A 20,820-nucleotide genomic window follows, 5' to 3' on the forward strand; every position below is an offset into this window, starting at 1 on the left:
ACACCAGAGGAAAACCCTCATGACAACCCTCACCCAAGACTACCAAATCACTTGGGAAAAACTACCCGATGATTACAAACTCCCAGATGATCCAGTGGACAACATCAATCAACCAGCATTAGCTGCTGCACTTACAGAAAGCCTACAATTAGCCGGAAAAACTTCAGTTAACACCCTAACAACAACTAATTACGGCATTTGTGCCACTCTAAACAACAAAATAGTCATTAAAGCGCCTGATTGGGCTTTCATTGCCAAAATTAATGTTAGTAGAGAAAAAGTAACACGCAGTTACACACCTCAACTAGAGGGTGACATTCCGCTAATTGTGATGGAATTTATTTCCGATACACAGGAGACAGAATATTCTATCAAAGCGACATATCCCCCAGGAAAATGGTTTTTCTACGAGCGCATCTTAAAAGTGCCAAACTACATCATCTTTGAGCCAGATGGCGGCAGTATCGAGATGTATCGCTTAGAAAACACAGAACACTACATTTTGCAAGAGCCTGATGAAAATCAACGCTACTGGATAGCAGAAATGAATCTTTACCTTGGGGTGTGGCAAGGTACTCGTGAAAACCGCACAGGAAAGTGGTTACGATGGTGGGATGAACAAGGAAACCTTTTGCCTTGGGGTTCCGAGTTAGCCCAACAGGAACGGCAACGTGCCGAACAAGAACGACAACGTGCTGAACGACTAGCAGCACAATTGCGGGCGGCTGGGATTGAGCCAGAAGTGTGATGAAATGTTTTAGGAAAAATTGAAAGCCACTGATCCCCGGCTTGTTTGACAAGGTTTAACAACTGCGATCGCTACAGGTTGATTACGATTAAATATACTGCTTATATTAACCTCGCCCGCCCAGAACTTAAGTTCTGCGGCTCATAGCTCAACTCCACTAAAGTGGACTAAAACTCTTGCTCAGTCTTCTTTAGAAGAGTTTACCTTTTAGCCTCAGAATTGATTCTGAGGCGATTGTTGGAACTGGTGCAATATCTCAGGTAAAGGACTTGATGTAGAGGCACTGGATACAAAATTTACACATTAACCTTGGCAAACGCTGGTATTTATAGTGTGCCAAAATAAATATCAGTAAAACTACGGTCTGACTAATGCCGTGGAATCCAGGGCAGCAATTGTTTGGCGATCGCTACATAATCGAGAGAATTTTTAAGTTATACAAAGGGCAAGACTTACGGTTAAGTTATGTAACTTGGCAAGAGCCAGCAAATCCTTTTGTGGTTGTTGAGTTATGATCTCCAGGTACTGAAGACGAAGATTTAGGCACAAGAAGAGAAAGTGCAGCAGATAAACCTCCTAGTAAATGGGAAGTTTATGAGCGAATTTTGCGGATTCCCTACTTGTTGTTTTTAGCCGCTACACTAATGAGCTTCAGGCTTTTGAGTTAGTTGGCGGTCACTATGAACCGATGAATTTGACTAATGGATACCTACTAATGCCAGAAATAGATTTAAGTTTAGGCTTATGGCAAGGTTCATTTCGAGATATTGAAAGGTTGTGGTTGAGGTGGTTCACTTTGACGGGAGAATTAATTCCCGCACCCACAGAGGAAGCTGCTGCTGCAACTGAACGAGCTATGATTGCTCAACAAGAAGCTACGGAAGCTAAACAAGAAGCTGCTCAAGCTAAACGAAAAGCAGAACAATTAGCTGAACGTTTGCGTCAGTTGGGCGTGAATCCTGATGAACTAAATGAATTATTGTAGCTTTAAAAGTATTTTATTATACGCATCATAATTTTCTGCTATTGAGGAATCATTTATACTGAAAACCTTGATAGCCGATGCTGAAACAGTTATTTAATAATGATATTAGCTCTCAGTAAAGATTAATTTTTCAGAGCGATGTCTACGACGATCTGCGCTAACACATATTCAGCACTTTAAATACATATAATAATTTTTTCGGCAAGTCTATAGCAACCTCAGTTTTTCTGAGAAAATATCATATCACGCTATATCCTTACTGTTACAAAGCTCAGTGCCAATTGAGTTACTAGAGGTAAAATGTGGTTCATCTGCAAATCCAAAAAGCGATGCCCAGAGCAGTCGCAGAGATTACCGCAGACACTGATTATATTCCGGCTGCTAAAATACGTAAGTATGAGTAGTATGATTGAACTGCTTAGGTAAAAATTGTCTATTTGGTCACAAAAGACCGTCGAAAGATTGTAGAAGAGTGTATTTCCTTGTCTTAACAGTGATGCTAATCTCAATTGTAAGGATGTTATAAGCCAATATCAGCTAGAGTTTCTGACTTTCAGCAAACTGAATAATTTATCAATAATAAAATCGCTAGGAGTGCGATGAGATGTCACAGTCCCCTATGACAAGACCAGAAATAGCTGCTGGAACTCTAATCGATAACCGCTATATTATCCAAAAACTTCTGGGGCAGGGAGGATTGGGGCGAACTTACTTGGCCTTTGACACTCGTCGGTTTAATGAAGCTTGTGTTCTCAAGGAGTTTGCGCCCATTGGCACAGGGGAGAGTGGGCTGGAACAATATCGCAACTTGTTTAAAAGAGAGGCAAAAATTCTTCATCAATTGCAACATCCTCAAATTCCCAAGTTTTTGGCTTGCTTTGAAGGAGATGGTCGGTTATTCCTAGTACAAGAGTATGTTGACGGTAAAACATATTCTAGGCTGCTGGGAGAACTTCAACGTCAAGGAAGAAACTTTTCTGAAGAAGAAGTTATAGAGTGGCTAAAAAATCTGCTGCCTGTTTTGGAATATGTTCATCAGCACAACATTATCCATCGAGATATTTCACCTGATAATATCATGTTACCTGATGGTAAGGATCTGCCAGTGCTGATTGATTTTGGTGTAGGCAAGCAAATTGCTGACATCAATGAAGGCAGAAGTTCTAACAACCAGGTGACCTTTGTTGGCAAAATGTCCCTTGTTGGCAAAGTGGGGTATGCTCCCCGTGAACAGATTAGCTTGGGTTTATGTTCTCCCTCTAGTGACCTTTATGCTTTGGGAGTAACAGCTATTGTATTACTCACAGGTAGAGATCCATCCTTACTAATAGATCAATATTCCTTAGAATGGAACTGGCGTTATTATACCTATGTTACTGATGGGTTCGCTCAAGTACTTGATCAGATGTTGGCAGATAGACCTAACAAGCGATACCAAACAGCTAGGGAAGTTCTTATAGATTTAGAGCAGATTGGAGAACTAGAAGTGGTAATGTCTCCTGTAATCATGCTTGATGATTTGCCCCCCACCGTATTTAATCCTGAATTTCAGCCCATGTCGGCAATATCGTCGTCATACAACCAACCTGGAGAAACAATTTTTAGTTCACCTACTTCACCAGCCATTCCGCAAATTGGGCGAATTAAAGAACAGCAACCTTCGCTCCAACCAGCATTTATTAAACATTGTCATCAAGAGTTAGCTTATCACATTGGCCCAATGGCAAATCTAGTTATAGAAGAAATATTAGATCAAAATTCTTACATTTCACCCGACCAATTTATTGAACTCATAGCCAGGGAAATTCCTGACTTTCAAGCAGCTTTTGAGTTCAAAAAAAGCTTATTCTCATAAATATATAGACCACCTTTCATTTAGAGATAATTTTGAATTGTTTAACTAATTCTCAGAGTTTAAGTAAAGAGCAAATAAACGCAGCCAGTTTTGTGGTTGGGTCTAAATCTCCGTTGCCCAACTAAATTACGAATTACGTTAGCGCAGCGTTACCGAGTCTTCTGCCTTGGTGGTAGCCTCTCCCTTTGGGAGAAGGGGAGACGCCAAAGGCGATAGCGCAGCGTTAGCGAGTCTTCTCCCAAGGGGAGACGCCAAAGGCGAACGAGCGTCACGAGCGTCATTACGAATTACGTTAGCGTAGCGGTAGCGACGTAGGAGCGTCATTACGAACTATTTTAATCCCCTATACTTCCCTGAGTGCGTTTGATTCTTTTCATTGCCATTTCTAAACTTAACTGCATCCGTTTAAAGGCTTTAGCTAAATTACCGATTTCATCATTAGACATCTGCTCGAATTCAACTTCCATGTGTCCAATACTAACTTCTTCGGCAATGCGAGTCATGCGTTTGAGAGGCATAACAACTTGTCGATTCAAGAAATAGTTTACTAACAGGATAGTAGCTATAAAAATAGTTGATACAATTAGAATAATTAGTAAGGAAGACTGATGAGCTTTGTTGATGACGTTATTTGCTGGTACTGTAATAATCTGAGCGCCGACAATCTCATTCAGCTTCCACCCAAATCCATTAGCTGTACCATAAAGATTAATCATACTTGGAGGTGCAGCTTCTGGTACACTATGACAGACTAAACAACTTTGTTCAGAAACTGGTAAGGGACGAGCAATATAAAAGATATCCCCACCAGGAATTGAGCGAAATCCACTCAGTTCTTTAAGGTCTGATTTATTTCTGAACCTTTCTACAATTTCCGTCTCAAAAACGTCAGCCTTATCCCGAAGATTTGTAGGATTGAGAGTTGCTTCTTTGTAAAAGAAATCACGGTAGTCTGGTGTTTTCCGTAAAATCTCAAATACCTCCCGTGCTGAGTATGCAGGCACACTTTGCGGCAAAAACTCAGTTGCCAATTTATCAGCTAGCTCTGGATTAACTTGAGTATTGGTATATTTACGAATAGAACTCATGGTTTGCATGAGCATAAGACCTGTTGAGCTAATATCTTGTTTAGCATTCTCTCTAAGCAGAGAAGAAAGAGCAAATCCACTCAAGCTCAGACCGAATGTCAGAATTACCAGTAGGAGAATTGTAAACTTTTGTTTCAGCTTTAAATTCTTTAGCATAATTTCACATTACCTACAAGTCAAATTATGGTGACCAAATATTGCTAAAGTCATCGTTTACTTTAGCATGAACAATCAAATAAAATTTTGGTGTAAAAGTATAGTTTAGCTAAAACTACTAGGGTATACCCAACTCTATATTAGTAATTATTGAGGTTAATGAAAATGTTCTCTAAGTAAGTAATGCAAAAAGCTACAACAGCAAAACAAAATTGAATTTCCAAAAATTCGTGTTGGCTGTTCTGATACCGTGCCAAAATAAATACCAGGAATTGTCAAATATTACTAATGGTGTGGAATGCAGGAAAGTCTTTATTCGGTGGACGGTACATTATTGAAAGCCAACTAGGTGAAGGCGGCATTGGCATTACTTATCTTGCCAGAAATCAACAGAATCAACTGCGAGTGATTAAAACTCTCAAAGAAGAAATCTTGAATCACCCCGCCTGGATACTCCACCGAAACAAGTTACGGCAAGACTTCCGTGATGAAGCAGTAAGGCTGGCTGTGTGTCACCATCCTCATATAGTACAGATAGAAACCATCTTTGATGAGGGAAATTTGCCCTGCATGGTGATGGATTACATCGAAGGCGAAGACTTAGGACAGCGCCTAAGACGGATGGGAGTGCTATCAGAAGCAGAAGCGCTACTGTACATCAGGCAAATTGGCGATGCTTTGACGCTAATTCACTCTAAAGGGCTGCTGCATCGGGATCTCAAACCACGTAATATTATGATCCGCATTGATAAATCAGAAGCAGTGCTGATAGATTTTGGCATCGCTAGAGAATTTATTCCCAATATGATCCAAAGGCATACAGTGTATCGTACTCCTGGTTTTGCCCCACCTGAGCAGTATGAATCAGAAGCACCACGAGGAGAATATATTGATATCTACGCCTTAGCTGCTACTTTGTATAATTTGCTTACCGCAGTTATACCGACGAGTGCAGATGATAGACGTCACAATGTTAATTTAGAACCACCACAATATTTTAATCCTAAAATCAGCGACAGGGTGAATCAGGCTATTATGTGCGGCATGGATTTGGAGTCAACCTATCGTCCCCAGTCTGTGCAGGAGTGGTTAGATTTATTGGGTTCTGATACTGGTGGCGATAAGATAGCACCAATATCATCTAACTTGGTGATAACGCCTAAACTTAAACCACCTCCACCTGTTGTATTAGATCAACAGAAGTGGCAATGTGTACAGACCCTCAAAGGTCATTCTAGTATGGTTCATGCGATCGCCATTAGCTCAGACGGGCAATTTATTGCTAGTGGCAGTAATGACCATACTATTAAACTTTGGCAACTGGGTACTGGCAAGCTAGTGCGTCAACTAGGTCGTTGGTCTTCTGGTCATTCCAGTATGGTTCATTCCATCGCCTTTAGCCCAGTCTCCTCAAAGCTTTCTCATCAAAGGGAGTCAGGCAAATCTGCGGGAGTTGCAGAACTGAACTCGGAAATCTTAGCTAGCGGTAGTTGGGATAACACCATCAAATTATGGGATGTAAACACAGGCAAAGAAATTCGTACTCTCGCTGGTCATACTAATTGGGTGAATTCCGTTGCCTTTAGTCCAGATGGCAAATTTCTAGCTAGTGGCAGCGTTGACTGCACAATTAAACTGTGGCAAGTACACACAGGCATAGAAACCCAAACTCTCATAGGTCATTCTGACTCAGTTTCGTCAGTTGCCTATTCTCCAACAACGCCTGCAACGAATAGCAAAGATAGACAGCTTGTGGCTAGTGCCAGTACTGATTACACCATTAAATTATGGCAAGTATATACAGGCAGAAACATTTGCACATTATTAGGTCATTCCTTCTTTGTTAACTGTATCGCCTTCAGCAAAGATGGCGAAATTATCGCCAGTGGCAGTGGTGACAACACAATTAAACTGTGGGATGTAAATACAGGCAGAGAAATTCGTACTCTTATTGGTCATTCTGATTCAGTTTGGTCAGTTGCCTTTAGCCATAATGGGCAATTTCTCGCTAGTGCCAGTTGGGACAACACTATCAAACTATGGCACGTAGACAGTGGCAGAGAAATTAGCACACTTATAGGGCATTCCAGTTATGTTCGATGCGTCGCCTTTAGTCCCGATGGACAAACCTTAGTTAGCGGTGGTGATGACGACACTATCAAGATTTGGCGACGGGGATAATAAATAATTCATGATTGATAATATTTTTGCTTAGTGTGGTTAGATAGTTTTAAACCTACAGATAGAAATGCGATCGCCCAAAAATTGTCACAATAATGACGACAACCGTTATTTTTGAGCAATAAATTATATGGGCTTTGGTATTGGTGATTTATTCTGGATTTTTCTCCTTCTAACTTCTTTGCAACCCCTTTGGCAAAAACGTCAAATAGAATATCGCCGCTTGCGTGCTTTACAACAATTCCAGCAGGAACGCAATAGTCGGGTAATTTTGCTCATTCACCGCCAAGAGTCCCTTAGCTTCCTGGGAATTCCCTTATCTCGCTACATTACTATCGAAGACTCAGAACAAATATTGCGAGCAATTCGCCTCACACCCCCAGATGTGCCGATTGACTTAATTTTGCACACTCCTGGGGGTTTGGTTTTAGCTACAGAACAAATCGCCAGAGCATTAATTCGCCACCAAGCAAAAGTTACAGTCTTTGTACCTCACTATGCTATGAGTGGCGGTACAATGCTTGCGATCGCCTCTGATGAAATTATTATGGATGCTAACGCTGTCTTAGGACCAGTTGATCCCCAATTGGGTAACTACCCAGCAGCAAGTATCCTAAAAGTAGTCGAAGATAAACCCATCAGTGAGATTGATGACCAAACTCTAATTATGGCCGACCTCTCACGCAAAGCAATTGCACAGGTACAGAGATTTGTACGGACTCTGCTAAAAGACAGTATGCCCAAACAAAAAGTTCTGCCAGAAAATATCGAACCGATTATCGAAGCCTTGACAACTGGGCGCGTCACCCACGACTATCCCATCACTATAGAAGAAGCAACAGAAATGGGGCTGCCCGTAACTGTCGGACTGCCCCATTCTATTTATGATCTCATGGATTTGTACCCACAGCCACAAGGAGGCCGACCCAGCGTCCAGTACATTCCTATGCCTTACAATGACCGTCGTCCAATTCTACCTATACCCAAGGGCAGACCCTTAGAAGAACCAAATCAAATGACTTAAGAGGTTTTGGGGTAGGAGTTTTTGGTGGCGATTAGGGTCTAGTTGTTGGCGTAGCTGTCGGTGTAGCTGTCGGTGTAGCTGTTGGTGTAGCCGTCGGTGTAGCCGTCGGTGTAGCTGTCGGTGTAGCTGTTGGCGTAGCTGTTGGTGTAGCCGTCGGTGTAGCTGTCGGTGTAGCTGTCGGTGTAGCCGTCGGTCTAGCCGTCGGTCTAGCCGTCGGTGTAGCCGTCGGTGTAGTTGTTGGTCTAGCCGTCGGTGTAGCTGTTGGTGTAGCTGTTGGTTTAGCTGTTGGCTGACTGATCACTGTCTTTGCTTCTTCATTCAGCTTTTGGCGGAGTGCTAAATTAGCAATTCCAGTTTCTTGCAACTGATATTTCTTCTGATACTCCTTCACCACTGCTTCTGTGCGGGAACCATAAAAATGATCGCGCGGGAGGGGAGGATTTGGCTTTACCACTGCATTCAAATTTGTGTGCAGAATTTGAATGATGTTAGCAGCAAATGCTTGGGTTTTTGGCCCTGCTATCCCATCAACTGGTTTTAGCTTATAACCCGTCTGAAATTCACGAATTGCCTTTTTAGTTTCCTGATCCGCCAAAGCACCATTTGTTACCTTGACGTTATAGCCTAACCCTCGCAACACAGCACGGAATTGCTGGGGGGTATAGCTACGTTGAGAGGCTGCGAAACCTGTGTCTGCAATTACGACACTAGCCGTTATCAGGCAAGTAACAGCAAAATTCGCGCTTGATTTTCCAAACCCACACCACATACTTAAAACTCCTTTGAGTTAAACCAGCAGGATTATAAATGTTAACAGCTGCATTTTAAGTTTGTTTAATAACTTTTTTTGCGCTTTTTTAATATTTTTTGAATAATTTGTGATTTATTTTTGTTAAATTTAACTTTCTGTACAAAAACCAATTTTCGTCATCCATCAAAAGGAGTATGTTGTATTAGCAGAGATACAGCATCATCTGAATCGAATCCACACCTATGAACACTAAATTAGTGTAGTGCATACATCTGTCACCTGTGTCAAGCTAGAGCCAGGGCAATCAGAGATGTTGCCCGAACGGAGCGGCTTTTGACCTTCGTTCAAAATTCATTCTGTTAGCGGATAGCTAAGGTTTAGCCCATTCTGGCTCCTGACTCCTGAATTCTGTTTCGATAAATGAAAGAGCTTATATTCCAAACATTCATGAAATGTATAATATATGACAAAATATGAAAGATATAAAACCTTCTAAGCAACGGAATCTTTGGTTTGAAAGAATAATGGCAATTACTGCCACCGTAAATTTAGGTTTAGTTTTGTTTAATTTAAGTTACGTACCTTGGCGAGATTTCTACTTGCGAAAACTTCCCCAAATTATTCAGATTTATGACCCAATAAAAGGTATCGAACCCCATCGAGACACAAAAAGTTATCTAGAAACAGTAGACGCATTAGAAGAACAAGTCAGGCAAACAGGGTTAGAGTCTTCTCAGGTAAATAACAGGCTAATACAAATAAGTCGTCTTAGCAGCGAGATGATTGACAGTAACCCATTTGCGGGAGTGAATAAGAGTGGGACTCTGGAAAAAATCAAAAAGCAAATGCGATCGCACATTGGTAATGAATCTGCAAAACAGTCCTTTGCCACTTTTTGGAGTCAGCCTTACTTCTCACAAAATGGCTGGGATCAACAAATTAGTTTTTTCAACCAGAGTATTCGCCCTTTAATTGCCTCTAACTACTTCCGCCAAATCGGTGAAAATGGCGATTTTGTTGATAATTTCTGGATTATTGACTTACCCTTTGTGATTTTATTTGGCGTAGAATTGCTGGGGCGTACTTTCTTAATTAGACGCCGACATCCTGGTTTAAGCTGGTTTGAAGCAGTATTGTGGCGTTGGTATGACCTATTTTTACTACTGCCATTTTGGCGGTGGCTGCGAATTTTACCTGTAGTAGTCCGCCTCGATCAAGCGCAGTTGTTGAATTTGCATCCAGTGCGAAAGCAAATTCATCAGGGGATTGTCGCCAATTTTGCCGAAGAACTCACAGAAGTAGTAGTGGTGAGAGTAATTAATCAGGTTCAGGGTTCAATTCAGAAGGGTGAGTTAACGCGCTGGCTACTGCAACAAGAAAATTTACGTCCCTACATAGATATTAATAATGTAAATGAAGTCGAAGCGATCGCAGGTCTTCTAGTAAAAACAATTGTCTACCAAGTGCTACCCGAAATCCAACCTGCGATCGTAGCCATTTTGCGCCACAACATCGAAACCGTCTTCCATCAAGTCCCCGTCTACCGCAACCTCCAGAACCTCCCTGGCGTGGGACAGGCTCAAACCCAGTTAAGCGAACAACTGGCAACTCAAATCACAACTAATCTTTACAAAACGTTAGTTAGTGCTGTTGAAGACCCTGTGGGCGCAAAACTCACCAGTCAGCTAGTAGAAACTTTTAGCAAAGTCTTAGGATCTCAAATAAAGGAAAAACACGTACTCTCAGAAATTCAGAGTTTACTTTTTGACTTCTTAGAGGAAATCAAAATCAACTACGTCCAGCGTTTGTCCCAAGAAGACATAGACCAAATTATCGAGCAAACCAGACAGTTACGAACACAAATATCAGTTCCAGCAATAGTGAAAAGATGAGGCATGGGGCAAGGGGGAGAAGAAAATAATTAGCTCTTTCCCCTCTGCTCCCTGCTCCCTGCCCCCTGCCCCTCTGCCTCTTCCCAATGCACGACTATAAAAGAAATGCGCTAAACTACGAATTAGGCGAATCATAATTGGTTCGTCACAAGACTTCTTGGAAGATATACCTATCGCAGGAAGTGGGTCAGTGCCCACTTTTTTTATTGAATTTTCTCATGGCTCATCCTTTAGTTCCACAAATTATTGATTTGGCGACACCAGTGGCAGAAGAACTGGGATTGGAAGTGGTTGGCGTGGTTTTTCACACTAACCAAAGTCCACCAGTTTTGCGGGTAGACATTCGCAATCCTGAGCAAGACACCGGTTTAAATGATTGTGAGAGGATGAGCCGTGCTTTAGAAGCCTCCTTAGATACTGCCCAAATCGTTCCAGATGCATACGTCTTGGAAGTGTCTAGTCCTGGGATTTCGCGACAACTGGTAACAGACAGGGAGTTTATTTCCTTTAAAGGATTTCCTGTCATCATCTCCACAACGCCCCCCTACGACGGACAACAAGAGTGGACTGGTCAGTTGATTCGCCGGGATGAGACAGCACTTTACTTAAACCAAAAAGGTCGTGTAGTCGAAATTCCCCGCCCCCTAATTACTAAGGTGCAGCTAGACGAGCGCCGATAAACAAAGGGCTAAGGCTTAGGAGTTAGAGATTAGAACACCTTAGCTCAAGGCTAAAGGTTAGGGACTAAGGGCTAGAGATTAGAGACTAGTGTAAAACTATTTTCTAATCTCTGGCTCTAATGCGTAGTTTTCAGTCTCCACTCCCCACTCCCCACTCCCCATTCCCTAATTTTTAAAGGAGATTGCTTATGTCAATGGTTACTTTACCTGGATTAAAAGAATTAATTGAAAGTATAAGTCGAGAGCGGAATTTACCCCGTCTTGCAGTTCAATCAGCTATTAGAGAAGCACTACTCAAAGGTTACGAACGTTATCGTCGTGCCCAAAATTTAGAACGCAAACAGTTTGACGAAGATTATTTTGAAAATTTTGAAGTAGAACTCGATATTGAAGGAGAAGGATTTCGCGTTCTTTCTACCAAAACCATTGTTGAAGCAGTCAGTAACACAGACCACCAGATTTCCTTAGATGAAGTTCAACAAGTAGCTCCCGAAGCGCAGTTAGGAGACTCTGTGGTGCTGGATGTTACCCCCGACCAAGGAGAGTTTGGTCGGATGGCGGCGATGCAAACCAAGCAGGTACTGGCGCAAAAATTACGGGATCAACAGCGCCAAATGGTGCAAGAAGAGTTCCAAGATTTAGAAGGAACTGTCCTGCAAGCAAGAGTCCTGCGGTTTGAGCGGCAATCAGTGGTTTTGGCAGTTAGCAGTGGCTTTGGTCAGCCAGAAGTAGAAGCCGAATTACCGAAGCGGGAACAGCTGCCCAACGATAATTATCGCGCAAATGCCACCTTCAAGGTATATCTTAAAAAAGTCTCCCAAGGTCAGCAACGAGGGCCACAGTTGCTTGTGTCTCGCGCTGATGCTGGTTTGGTAGTTTATCTTTTTGCCAACGAAGTTCCAGAAATCGAAGATGAAGTGGTACGGATTGTTGCCGTAGCGAGGGAGGCAAACCCCCCTTCGCGTTATGTCGGCCCCCGGACTAAAATAGCAGTAGATACCCTTGATCGCGATGTAGACCCAGTAGGCGCTTGTATCGGAGCCAGGGGATCACGAATTCAAGTGGTAGTCAACGAATTACGCGGTGAAAAAATAGATGTAATTCGCTGGTCACCAGACCCAGCAACATATATTGCCAATGCCTTAAGTCCAGCAAGGGTAGATGAAGTACGCCTGATGGACCCAGAATCCCGGCAAACTCACGTACTAGTGGCTGAAGACCAATTGAGTTTAGCCATAGGCAAAGAAGGACAAAATGTCCGTCTAGCAGCCCGTCTGACTGGTTGGAAAATAGACATCAAAGACAAAGCTAAGTATGACTATGCCGGAGAAGATGCCAAATTTCTGGCTGTAAGAACAAAATATCAATCACAGGAATCAGAGGAAGACGATCTTGAATATGAAGAAGAATTCGAGGATGAAAATCAGGACGGAGCAGAAGAGGAGGATACTTTTGATAATGACGATGATGAATAATTGATTAATTTTGTAAAGTTTTGATAATGTAGATTGTAGTCTCAGTCTCAAGGATTATTTTCTCAAAAGCTACTTGGTATGAGTAAAAAATAGTAATAATAAACTTCTTTTTACATCCAGAATGCTGGACTGAGATCACCCAGAAACGATGAAACCAAATTATCGGCGCTGTATTAGTTGCCGGAAAGTAGGCTCAAAAGATCAGTTTTGGCGGATTGTCCGCGTCTTTCCATCGGGAAAGGTACAATTAGATCAGGGCATGGGGCGTTCTGCCTATATTTGTCCGCAAACGAGTTGCCTACAAGCAGCTCAAAAAAAAAATCGACTAGGGCGATCGCTACATGCATCAGTGCCAGAAACACTGTACCAAAGCTTGTTGCATCGTCTAGCCCAGAGCAATACCCAAAACCAAATTTAATTGGAACAACTTTGTGACGTAATCACCAGAGGAATAGTGCGAAAGCCGAAGTCGCGCTTTCATGACACCCTCTGTTGATCGTTAAGGTTAGTGCCAAAATAGTAAATGGGTGTAAAAGGCATTCGGCTCTCCAATAATTAAGAGAGGCGAGGCAAGATTCCCAGAACAAGATGTAATCGATTGTGTTGTGGAAGGCTCAGAATCACCAAAACAAGAAACTACAAAATGGCAACCTGGTAGCGCTCAGGCGCAGTTCGGCGTCAGGGGTTCCTATAAAAATCTTTTATTTAAAAAATTTTTATGGGTGTCCCTCAACCATCATTCCTGGTGGGGATGCCATTATTAAACCGAAACATCTCTCTTTCCTGATTGGAGGCACCGGCAAAAACTGAACGGCAGTCTAAAAACAGTAATCCAAGGATGGAGATGTCGCACTCCCAGGCAACCATCCGCTAAAACTGTAAATTAAAGGGGAAGAGTGGATGAACAACGGCAAAGTTAGAATCTATGAATTATCAAAGGAATTGAATTTGGATAACAAAGAGCTACTAGCAATTTGCGACCAGCTCAGCATCTCGGTCAAAAGTCATAGCAGCACGATTTCAGAATCCGAGGCAGAAAACATCCGCACGGCTGCGGAAAAACTCGCAGCGACGAATGCCTCCGCCAAAAAGGAACTACGTACAACCAGCCATAAACCAAACTCGCCATCAAACGGCGGATCTGCCCGACCTGCTGCACCCCACAAACAGCAAATTTTGGAAATACGCAAACCCAAAATATTGAGAAATACTACCCCCAACGCCCCAGAGGCGTCAGTTGCTACCAATACCCAAGCTGCCTTGTCTGAAGCTAATCCTCCCTCACCACCACGGCCTTTCGCTACACCAGTCTCACCCATGAAGCCGGCAGCACCAACTCGACCTGTGCCCCGGACTCAATCTGAGACTCAAGAGCAACCTCCTGTCACGGACTTGGAACAAACGCCAAATCCAAATCAGGGATCGGAAAAAATAGCATCCCAAAAACCAGAAAAAATAGTTCCACCGAGACCGAAAGCGGAAAAACCGATCAAACCGCAATTAGCTGCCCCACCGCCAAGACCTGCGGCGGAAGAAGCCCCGGTGGCAGATGAGCAAGTATCGCAGGCAGACAAACCAATCCTCAAGCGTGACCAACGGCAACGACCCGTCGAAGGCGATCGCGAACAAATTAAGCCTAGAGTTGCTAAACTGCCAACTGACCAGTCTCCACCAGGTGCACCACAAAGAACAAGTCGTCCTACCCCTGCACCCACCAGACCAGAGCAGAGGGTCAATAGACCATCTGCACCATCACAACTAGGAGAGGGGCAACGGCCCAGGCCAGCTCGACCTGGTGAAGCGGTAGCAGCAATGCCGATCGCTACTCCACCCAGGCAGATGTCAGGAATGGCGGGCAAATCTCAAGGATTAGGTGATGAGCCAGTCGTAGCACCCGATCTCCTCGATTTGAAACGCCCAAGTCCACCTCGCCCCACCAAAGGCGGCAAGAAGTGGGTAGAAGAGGAAATAATTGACGAAGTTAAAGAAAAGGCTAAAGCTGGCGTTAAAGGCAAGCGGATCAAGCCGATATTGGATGATGAGTTTGAAGAAGATTTGCTAGATGATGACGATCTAGACTCACCAGCCACCGTCCAAGTCAGCCTTTCCATTGCCCGTCCTCCCAAACCCAAAGCGACTCGACCTGTACAGATGCCAGGTGCAACCCTTGCTAGCGCCCCAACTGCTAGAGGCAGTAGAAAGCCTGGTTCTAAGTCTGGTTCTAGCCGTGACCATCACAATAACCGTCGCCAGCAACAAGAAGCTGACACCAAGCGCGATCGTCCAGCAAAAGTGGTGATCACAGGCCCGTTGACTGTGCAAGAACTGTCTGACGTTTTAGCCGTTCCCGATACAGAGATTGTGAAAATCCTGTTCCTCAAAGGCATGGCGGTGAGTATCACCCAAAATCTAGATATTCCCACAATTACCCTGGTAGGAAAAGAACTAGAAATAGAAGTCGAAACCGGCGAACGAGAAGCAGAAGCTCGGAAAGTTACGGAAATGGTCGGCGCAGAAGACTTTGAATATCTCCTCCGCCGTCCGCCAGTCGTGACAATTATGGGTCACGTAGACCACGGTAAAACAACCCTACTCGACTCAATCCGCAAAACAAAAGTGGCTGCTGGCGAAGCTGGCGGGATCACTCAACACATTGGTGCATACCATGTGGATGTAGTACATGAAGGCAAACCGCAGCAGATTGTCTTCCTGGATACTCCTGGTCACGAAGCCTTTACAGCAATGCGGGCCAGAGGAGCGCGGGTAACAGACATTGCCGTATTGGTAGTGGCTGCTGATGATGGTGTCCGTCCTCAAACCATTGAAGCCATTAGCCACGCCCAAGCTGCGGGAGTGCCAATTGTTGTTGCAATCAACAAAATTGACAAAGAAGGGGCACAGCCAGAGCGCGTTAAACAAGAACTCACCCAGTATGGTCTGACCTCAGAAGACTGGGGTGGTGAGACAATCATGGTTCCGGTGAGCGCCATCAGAGGTGAAAACCTGGATACGCTCTTAGAGATGATTCTCTTAGTAGCAGAGGTTGCAGAACTATCTGCCAACCCAGATCGTACCGCCAAAGGAACTGTAATTGAAGCACATCTGGATAAAGCCAAGGGAGCAGTTGCTACCCTGCTAATTCAGAATGGCACCCTGCATGTGGGAGATATCTTGGTAGCTGGCTCGGCTTTCGGTAAAGTCCGGGCGATGGTAGATGACAGAGGTAAGAGAGTAGATATTGCTTCTCCTTCCTTTGCTGTCGAGGTACTAGGTTTAAGTGATGTGCCAGCAGCAGGCGACGAGTTCGAGGTCTTCCAGAACGAAAAAGAAGCCAGAACACTCGCTAGCGATCGCGCAGACAGACAACGCCTATCCCGTTTGTTACAGGGTCGTGTTACCCTTACAACCCTGTCGGCTCAAGCACAAGAAGGCGAGTTGAAAGAACTCAACTTGATCTTGAAGGGAGACGTACAAGGTTCTGTAGAAGCCATTGTGGGAGCGCTCAAGCAAATCCCGCAAAACGAAGTCCAAATTCGGATGCTCTTGGCTACTGCTGGGGAAATCACCGAGACAGATATCGACTTAGCAGCTGCCAGTAACGCTGTAATTATTGGCTTCAACACCACCTTCGCTAGTGGCGCTAGACAAGCCGCCGATGAAGCAGGTGTAGATGTTCGTGAATACAACGTAATCTACAAACTCCTAGAAGATATCCAAGATGCCTTGGAAGGTCTTTTGGAACCAGAGTTGGTGGAAGAACCCTTGGGTCAAACCGAAGTCCGGGCCGTCTTCCCAGTCGGTCGCGGTGCGGTTGCCGGTTGCTACGTTCAATCTGGCAAGCTAGTTCGCAACTGTAAAGTCAGGGTGCGACGTGGCGGTAAGGTGATCTTTGAAGGTGTCCTTGATTCCCTAAAACGGATGAAAGAAGATACCCGTGAGGTCAACGCCGGTTATGAATGCGGTGTCGGCATGGATAAATTTAATGATTGGGTTGAAGGTGACATCATCGAATCCTATCAGATGGTTACGAAGCGCCGCACTCTCACCTTAACGAGGTAGTGTTAAGGGTAAAATGGTTAGAAGTTAGGAGTGATAAATTAAGAGTTAGGAGTTAAAGGCTGCTAATTCTTAACTCCTAACTCTTAACTCATAACTTTTTATATATGCATTCATTTCGCTCTGAACCTATTTTGTGGATTCACGTCGCTGGATTAGCGACGTTGCCTGTTTTTTTAGTCCTCTGCTTATTCTTCCTGTCTGTAGGCGAGCCGTTTTTACCAGTGTGGATGGAGCTATTTTTAGTTGCTGCCATTGGTATTGTCCCTTTGCTATGGATGCAGTTGCGTCGCCCTTTTTATATATTTGCTCTTTTAGGAATAGCCCTAAAGCCAGAAAATCTGACCGAGCGGCAGCGAAAAATTCTCTGTTTAATTAATACAAAGTTAAATCGTATCCTGGCATTAGTAGCAGCAGTATTGTCGGTTTGGGTGTTGTGGCAGCTTTACCAAATTGCCCCATCAGTAGCAAATTCAGCTAAATTTCTCCCACAATGGCGTAGCGTTGCACTATTGTTTGCAGGTTTAGCATTTTTAGGCAGCAATCTATTTTTACAAATACCTGTGAGTGTAATGCGAGTTTTAGTGACTAATGACACAGAATTCGCTGGCATAGAGCCATTATCTTTAGAAAAGATTAAGCAGGATTTCACAATTTTAGGAGTACGGGTTAATCAAATCGTGCCCCGATTGGTGCAATCCTTGTTTAGGATTAATACAGATTCGTAGCAGCCCGTAAAGTATATTATTTAACTTTAAAGGGCTATAAATAAGTAGCAGGAGAGAATAATAATTTCTAACTGCTGACTAATGACCAATCACTAATGACTAATTACCGTTGAAGTTAAAATAAAGGAATGAGAAACTATGGCTCAAATTCCAGCTTCTAGCGATCGCCGATTTTCTGCTGATACTAAAATTTGGTATAGCCTCAAATGTGCGATCTCCACTAGTTCCGGTTTTCAACGCTGGCAACTAGAACGCGATGCTCAATTACACGGAATTCGCTTGGAACAGCAGGTACAACGGTATTTAAGGGAAACTTTAGAAACTTTAGCTTACTAACCAAATAAATCTTGTAGGCTTGTTTGCAAGCGGCGGAGTTGACGGTATGCACCCTGCAAGCGTTTTCCATCAACTTCGACTTCATTTGTGGGATAATTCTTAATAATTTCGATTAGCGACACCTGCCCGTCTTGACTCGCAGAAAGTACCAAAGCGGCTCGCAAAGCCTGCCGATCTGCTCTGTGAGACGGTGTATAAATAACTTGACTAATTTGATCCAAAATAATATTACCAATCCGGCTATTCAGTACTCTATCTAAAAATACAAGGTTTACCTTTACCGGCTCTGTCAAATACTGACGGATGGCTTTGGGATCTTGTCGCGCCAAAGCCAAATTAATTCGTAGTGAACTTGAAAGTTCACCTGTTTGGGCAAAGGTAGATAGCTCCTCTACTGAAAGTGATTCACGGAAGATACCATAGTTTAGCACCACTCGTTCCGCAGCAAAGACAGGCGGGGATAAAAGTAGAAGGCAGGTACTACCTACTAAAACTAAAGCGCGACGCAGCCCCAAAAATTTAAAACGCATTTCTTCCCATTTCCAATAGGTTGGCTTTTCCTGTGATGATATTCCAGGAACATTATTTGCAGCATCTAGCTTTAGGGAAGACAAAAAAATAAATAATTCAGTAGGGAGAATGAGCGCTTAGACAAGCCAGCGAGAGACTTATTGATATACCGCCTCATCCCGAAAGTCCCCAGTACAGGGGGCGCGAAAATCCAGTTACCATCTCCTCTTTTCTCTGACTCTGTGTTCTCTGTGCCTCTGTGGTTCGTTCTTTTACCCTTCAAAGTTGGCTTGACAGAGTACTGGTAGAATTTTCTGAATAAAAAAATATAACTAATGTATAAGTTCTGTGATCTATCTAAGGAATTTAGCTGAATCAGGGCTAATCATCCAGTATAGTTTTGCATGGGTTTTACAGCAGCTACAAGGCTGCTTGCTACCTTTAATCTTGTTCGACACACCATAATTCAGCACATCACAGACTCAAAAAATGAAATACCGGGGTTTTCACATTTCTCTAGCTGAGATTTTTCGCCTTTTTTCTAGCAGTGATCTCAGATATACTTTACGCGTGGGAGCCGGACTAACGGCAATGCTTGTTGTTTCTAGTGGGTCAATACTACTACCTGATGAGGTTAATGCTGGTGCTACTCATCCTGAAGGTATCGCCCCAACTCTCACAGCGCAAGCTCCTGCAACAGCCGCAGTGATTTACGTTAATCCAGCAACTGGTACAGATGGTGCTGGTGCTGGTACAACGTCAACTGCACCCTACAAAAGCATCAATTTTGCTCTCAGTCAAGCCCAACCAGGTGCAGTTATTCAATTAGCACCTGGGAACTATAACCAGGAAAGTGGCGAAACCTTCCCGCTCTTATTGAAACCAGGGGTGACACTGCGGGGTGATGAAGCTACTAAAGGTCAGGCGGTATTGATTACAGGTGGAGGTTTCTACACTAGTCGCGCCTTTGCCAGACAAGACATTACCATCCTTGCCGAACGAGATACCACGATCGCTGGTGTCACCGTCACCAACCCAAATGGGCGCGGTACGGCTGTGTGGGTGGAATCAACTAATCCCATTATCCAAAACAGTACTTTTACTAACAGTGTCAGAGAGGGTGTTTTTGTCACGGGTACAGGCAATCCCAAAATCGAAGGTAATGTCTTTGTGCAAAACCAAGGCAATGGGATTTCAGTTACTAGAACTGCCCAAGGAGAAATTCGGAATAACTTGTTTCAGGATACTGGTTTTGGTTTAGCGATCGGTGGCACTTCCACACCCCTAATTGTGGAAAATCAAATCGTCCAAAACCAAGACGGTCTTTATATCTCTGAATCAGCAAAGCCCATATTGCGTAAGAATGTCATTCAGAACAATAAGCGGGATGGAGTAGTAGCGACTGTCAACGCTCTACCCGACCTCGGCACTAACGAAAATCCTGGTGGCAACCTTATTCGCAATAACACTCGTTATGATGTGAACAACGCCACAAAAACCAGTCAAATTCTCGCTATTGGCAACGATATCGATCAGAAAAAGATTTTTGGCTCAGTAAATTTCGTTGCTGCAACTGTTGACGTACCGCCTGGAGGGACTGTCGCCTTTAAAGATGTGCCAGCAAATTACTGGGCAAAAACTTACATCGAAGCTTTAGCCTCCCAAAATATTATTGCTGGCTTTCCTGATGGCAGCTTTAAACCCAATGATCCTGTAACCCGCGCCCAATTCGCCACTATTGTCACTAAAGCCCTAACACCACCAAGCAAACGCACAGCAATTAAATTTAAGGATGTAGCAAGCAATTTTTGGGCTTACACTGCGATTCAATCTGCTTACCAAAGTGAATTTGTTTCTGGTTATCCCGATGGAACTTTTAAACCACAACAGAAAATTCCCAGAGTTCAGGCGTTAGTCGCTTTAGCTAATGGTTTAGGCTTAACTGCGAGTAATCAGAATGTCCTTTCTTTTTACACCGATGCTGCCCAGATTCCTAATTATGCGATCGCTCCTGTTGCTGCTGCAACTGCACGGCAACTAGTGATCAACTATCCCACAGCGAAGCAACTAAATCCTAATCGTGAAGCGACTAGAGCCGAAGTTGCTGCCTTTGTTTACCAGGCACTCGTCAATGCTGGACGTGCTCAACCAATTCCTTCATCCTATTTGGTAACAGTTCAGTAAATGCCTAGTACCGCATGGTGGAAGTCAAAAGTCAAAAGTCACTTATGCTTTAATTTGGGCTTTCTGGCTGTAATGAAATAATACGTTTATTTCTGCCGTGCTGTACTAGTTAGGAAATTGAAGCGCCAGACTAACAAATTATCAGTCTGGCGCTTCCAAAATTTTAAGCTT

General features: G+C 43.6%; 16 protein-coding genes and 1 pseudogene. 13 read left to right on the plus strand and 4 right to left on the minus strand.

The features are described from left to right. Positions 1-19 precede the first annotated feature (19 nt). The 3 genes and pseudogenes from LC608_RS01005 (at position 20) to LC608_RS01015 (ending at position 3,588) form a co-directional block, all read left to right on the plus strand. Positions 20-748, plus strand: a complete 729-nt coding sequence (locus LC608_RS01005; protein ID WP_229551754.1) for a Uma2 family endonuclease — start codon at positions 20-22, stop codon at positions 746-748. Between the two features lie 428 nt (positions 749-1,176). After that, positions 1,177-1,733, plus strand: a pseudogene (locus LC608_RS01010) (Uma2 family endonuclease); the annotation flags it as partial. A gap of 604 nt (positions 1,734-2,337) precedes the next feature. Next, complete coding sequence (locus tag LC608_RS01015; RefSeq protein WP_229551755.1) at positions 2,338-3,588, plus strand: serine/threonine-protein kinase; 1,251 nt, start codon at positions 2,338-2,340, stop codon at positions 3,586-3,588. A 138-nt stretch (positions 3,589-3,726) separates the two neighbouring features. Here LC608_RS01015 and LC608_RS01020 read toward each other — a convergent pair whose 3' ends face one another. Next, positions 3,727-3,912: a hypothetical protein gene (locus LC608_RS01020; protein ID WP_229551756.1), complete on the minus strand. Its 186-nt coding sequence runs from the start codon at positions 3,910-3,912 to the stop codon at positions 3,727-3,729. Between the two features lie 11 nt (positions 3,913-3,923). Continuing rightward, positions 3,924-4,832 (minus strand): DUF3365 domain-containing protein, encoded by a 909-nt coding sequence (locus LC608_RS01025; protein ID WP_229551757.1) that lies wholly within the window; start codon positions 4,830-4,832, stop codon positions 3,924-3,926. A gap of 288 nt (positions 4,833-5,120) precedes the next feature. Here LC608_RS01025 and LC608_RS01030 point away from each other — a divergent pair, with 288 nt between their 5' ends. Then, positions 5,121-7,013, plus strand: coding sequence for a serine/threonine-protein kinase (locus LC608_RS01030; protein ID WP_229551758.1), 1,893 nt, complete (start codon positions 5,121-5,123; stop codon positions 7,011-7,013). 130 nt (positions 7,014-7,143) lie between these two features. Beyond that, on the plus strand, positions 7,144-8,037 hold the full coding sequence (locus tag LC608_RS01035; RefSeq protein ID WP_229551759.1) for a hypothetical protein: 894 nt from the start codon (positions 7,144-7,146) through the stop codon (positions 8,035-8,037). A 31-nt stretch (positions 8,038-8,068) separates the two neighbouring features. Here the strand turns inward: LC608_RS01035 and LC608_RS01040 are convergent, their stop codons facing one another. Next, positions 8,069-8,806, minus strand: coding sequence for a peptidoglycan-binding protein (locus tag LC608_RS01040; RefSeq protein ID WP_229551760.1), 738 nt, complete (start codon positions 8,804-8,806; stop codon positions 8,069-8,071). Positions 8,807-9,261: 455 nt separating this feature from the next. On the opposite strand from LC608_RS01040, the gene LC608_RS01045 reads away from it, so the two are divergent. The 7 genes from LC608_RS01045 (at position 9,262) to LC608_RS01075 (ending at position 17,955) form a co-directional block, all read left to right on the plus strand. Continuing rightward, the gene (locus LC608_RS01045) at positions 9,262-10,680 is read left to right on the plus strand and encodes a hypothetical protein (RefSeq protein ID WP_229551761.1); all 1,419 of its coding nucleotides are present in this window, start codon (positions 9,262-9,264) and stop codon (positions 10,678-10,680) included. Between the two features lie 218 nt (positions 10,681-10,898). Then, a complete protein-coding gene (rimP, locus tag LC608_RS01050) occupies positions 10,899-11,360 on the plus strand; it encodes a ribosome maturation factor RimP (protein ID WP_229551762.1) in 462 nt (153 codons plus the stop codon). Positions 11,361-11,548: 188 nt separating this feature from the next. Continuing rightward, complete coding sequence (gene nusA, locus LC608_RS01055) at positions 11,549-12,835, plus strand: transcription termination factor NusA (protein WP_229551763.1); 1,287 nt, start codon at positions 11,549-11,551, stop codon at positions 12,833-12,835. Positions 12,836-12,983: 148 nt separating this feature from the next. After that, positions 12,984-13,253, plus strand: coding sequence for a YlxR family protein (locus LC608_RS01060; protein ID WP_229551764.1), 270 nt, complete (start codon positions 12,984-12,986; stop codon positions 13,251-13,253). Positions 13,254-13,735: 482 nt separating this feature from the next. After that, a complete protein-coding gene (gene infB, locus LC608_RS01065) occupies positions 13,736-16,894 on the plus strand; it encodes a translation initiation factor IF-2 (protein ID WP_229551765.1) in 3,159 nt (1,052 codons plus the stop codon). 104 nt (positions 16,895-16,998) lie between these two features. Continuing rightward, complete coding sequence (locus LC608_RS01070) at positions 16,999-17,619, plus strand: low-complexity tail membrane protein (protein ID WP_229551766.1); 621 nt, start codon at positions 16,999-17,001, stop codon at positions 17,617-17,619. Positions 17,620-17,757: 138 nt separating this feature from the next. Further along, positions 17,758-17,955: a hypothetical protein gene (locus LC608_RS01075; RefSeq protein WP_229551767.1), complete on the plus strand. Its 198-nt coding sequence runs from the start codon at positions 17,758-17,760 to the stop codon at positions 17,953-17,955. On the opposite strand, the gene LC608_RS01080 is transcribed toward LC608_RS01075, so the two are convergent. Further along, positions 17,952-18,485 carry an alpha/beta hydrolase gene (locus LC608_RS01080; RefSeq protein WP_229552068.1) on the minus strand — a complete coding sequence of 178 codons (534 nt, stop codon included), beginning with the start codon at positions 18,483-18,485 and terminating at the stop codon, positions 17,952-17,954. The genes LC608_RS01075 and LC608_RS01080 overlap by 4 nt on opposite strands. A 469-nt stretch (positions 18,486-18,954) precedes the next feature. Here LC608_RS01080 and LC608_RS01085 point away from each other — a divergent pair, with 469 nt between their 5' ends. Next, positions 18,955-20,649, plus strand: a complete 1,695-nt coding sequence (locus LC608_RS01085) for a DUF1565 domain-containing protein (protein WP_229551768.1) — start codon at positions 18,955-18,957, stop codon at positions 20,647-20,649. The last annotated feature ends 171 nt before the right edge of the window (positions 20,650-20,820 follow it).

This window comes from Nostoc sp. XA010, from assembly GCF_020829625.1.
In the GTDB taxonomy this organism is placed as follows: Bacteria; Cyanobacteriota; Cyanobacteriia; order Cyanobacteriales; family Nostocaceae; genus Nostoc.

What these genes read in the sequence shown, in the direction of transcription:
- LC608_RS01005 (WP_229551754.1), top strand. Translation starts at nt 20, where the DNA reads ATGACAACCCTCACCCAAGACTACCAAATCACTTGGGAAAAACTACCC.
- LC608_RS01015 (WP_229551755.1), top strand. Translation starts at nt 2,338, where the DNA reads ATGTCACAGTCCCCTATGACAAGACCAGAAATAGCTGCTGGAACTCTA.
- LC608_RS01020 (WP_229551756.1), bottom strand. Translation starts at nt 3,912, where the DNA reads ATGACGCTCCTACGTCGCTACCGCTACGCTAACGTAATTCGTAATGAC.
- LC608_RS01025 (WP_229551757.1), bottom strand. Translation starts at nt 4,832, where the DNA reads ATGCTAAAGAATTTAAAGCTGAAACAAAAGTTTACAATTCTCCTACTG.
- LC608_RS01030 (WP_229551758.1), top strand. Translation starts at nt 5,121, where the DNA reads ATGGTGTGGAATGCAGGAAAGTCTTTATTCGGTGGACGGTACATTATT.
- LC608_RS01035 (WP_229551759.1), top strand. Translation starts at nt 7,144, where the DNA reads ATGGGCTTTGGTATTGGTGATTTATTCTGGATTTTTCTCCTTCTAACT.
- LC608_RS01040 (WP_229551760.1), bottom strand. Translation starts at nt 8,806, where the DNA reads ATGTGGTGTGGGTTTGGAAAATCAAGCGCGAATTTTGCTGTTACTTGC.
- LC608_RS01045 (WP_229551761.1), top strand. Translation starts at nt 9,262, where the DNA reads ATGAAAGATATAAAACCTTCTAAGCAACGGAATCTTTGGTTTGAAAGA.
- rimP (WP_229551762.1), top strand. Translation starts at nt 10,899, where the DNA reads ATGGCTCATCCTTTAGTTCCACAAATTATTGATTTGGCGACACCAGTG.
- nusA (WP_229551763.1), top strand. Translation starts at nt 11,549, where the DNA reads ATGTCAATGGTTACTTTACCTGGATTAAAAGAATTAATTGAAAGTATA.
- LC608_RS01060 (WP_229551764.1), top strand. Translation starts at nt 12,984, where the DNA reads ATGAAACCAAATTATCGGCGCTGTATTAGTTGCCGGAAAGTAGGCTCA.
- infB (WP_229551765.1), top strand. Translation starts at nt 13,736, where the DNA reads ATGAACAACGGCAAAGTTAGAATCTATGAATTATCAAAGGAATTGAAT.
- LC608_RS01070 (WP_229551766.1), top strand. Translation starts at nt 16,999, where the DNA reads ATGCATTCATTTCGCTCTGAACCTATTTTGTGGATTCACGTCGCTGGA.
- LC608_RS01075 (WP_229551767.1), top strand. Translation starts at nt 17,758, where the DNA reads ATGGCTCAAATTCCAGCTTCTAGCGATCGCCGATTTTCTGCTGATACT.
- LC608_RS01080 (WP_229552068.1), bottom strand. Translation starts at nt 18,485, where the DNA reads ATGCGTTTTAAATTTTTGGGGCTGCGTCGCGCTTTAGTTTTAGTAGGT.
- LC608_RS01085 (WP_229551768.1), top strand. Translation starts at nt 18,955, where the DNA reads ATGAAATACCGGGGTTTTCACATTTCTCTAGCTGAGATTTTTCGCCTT.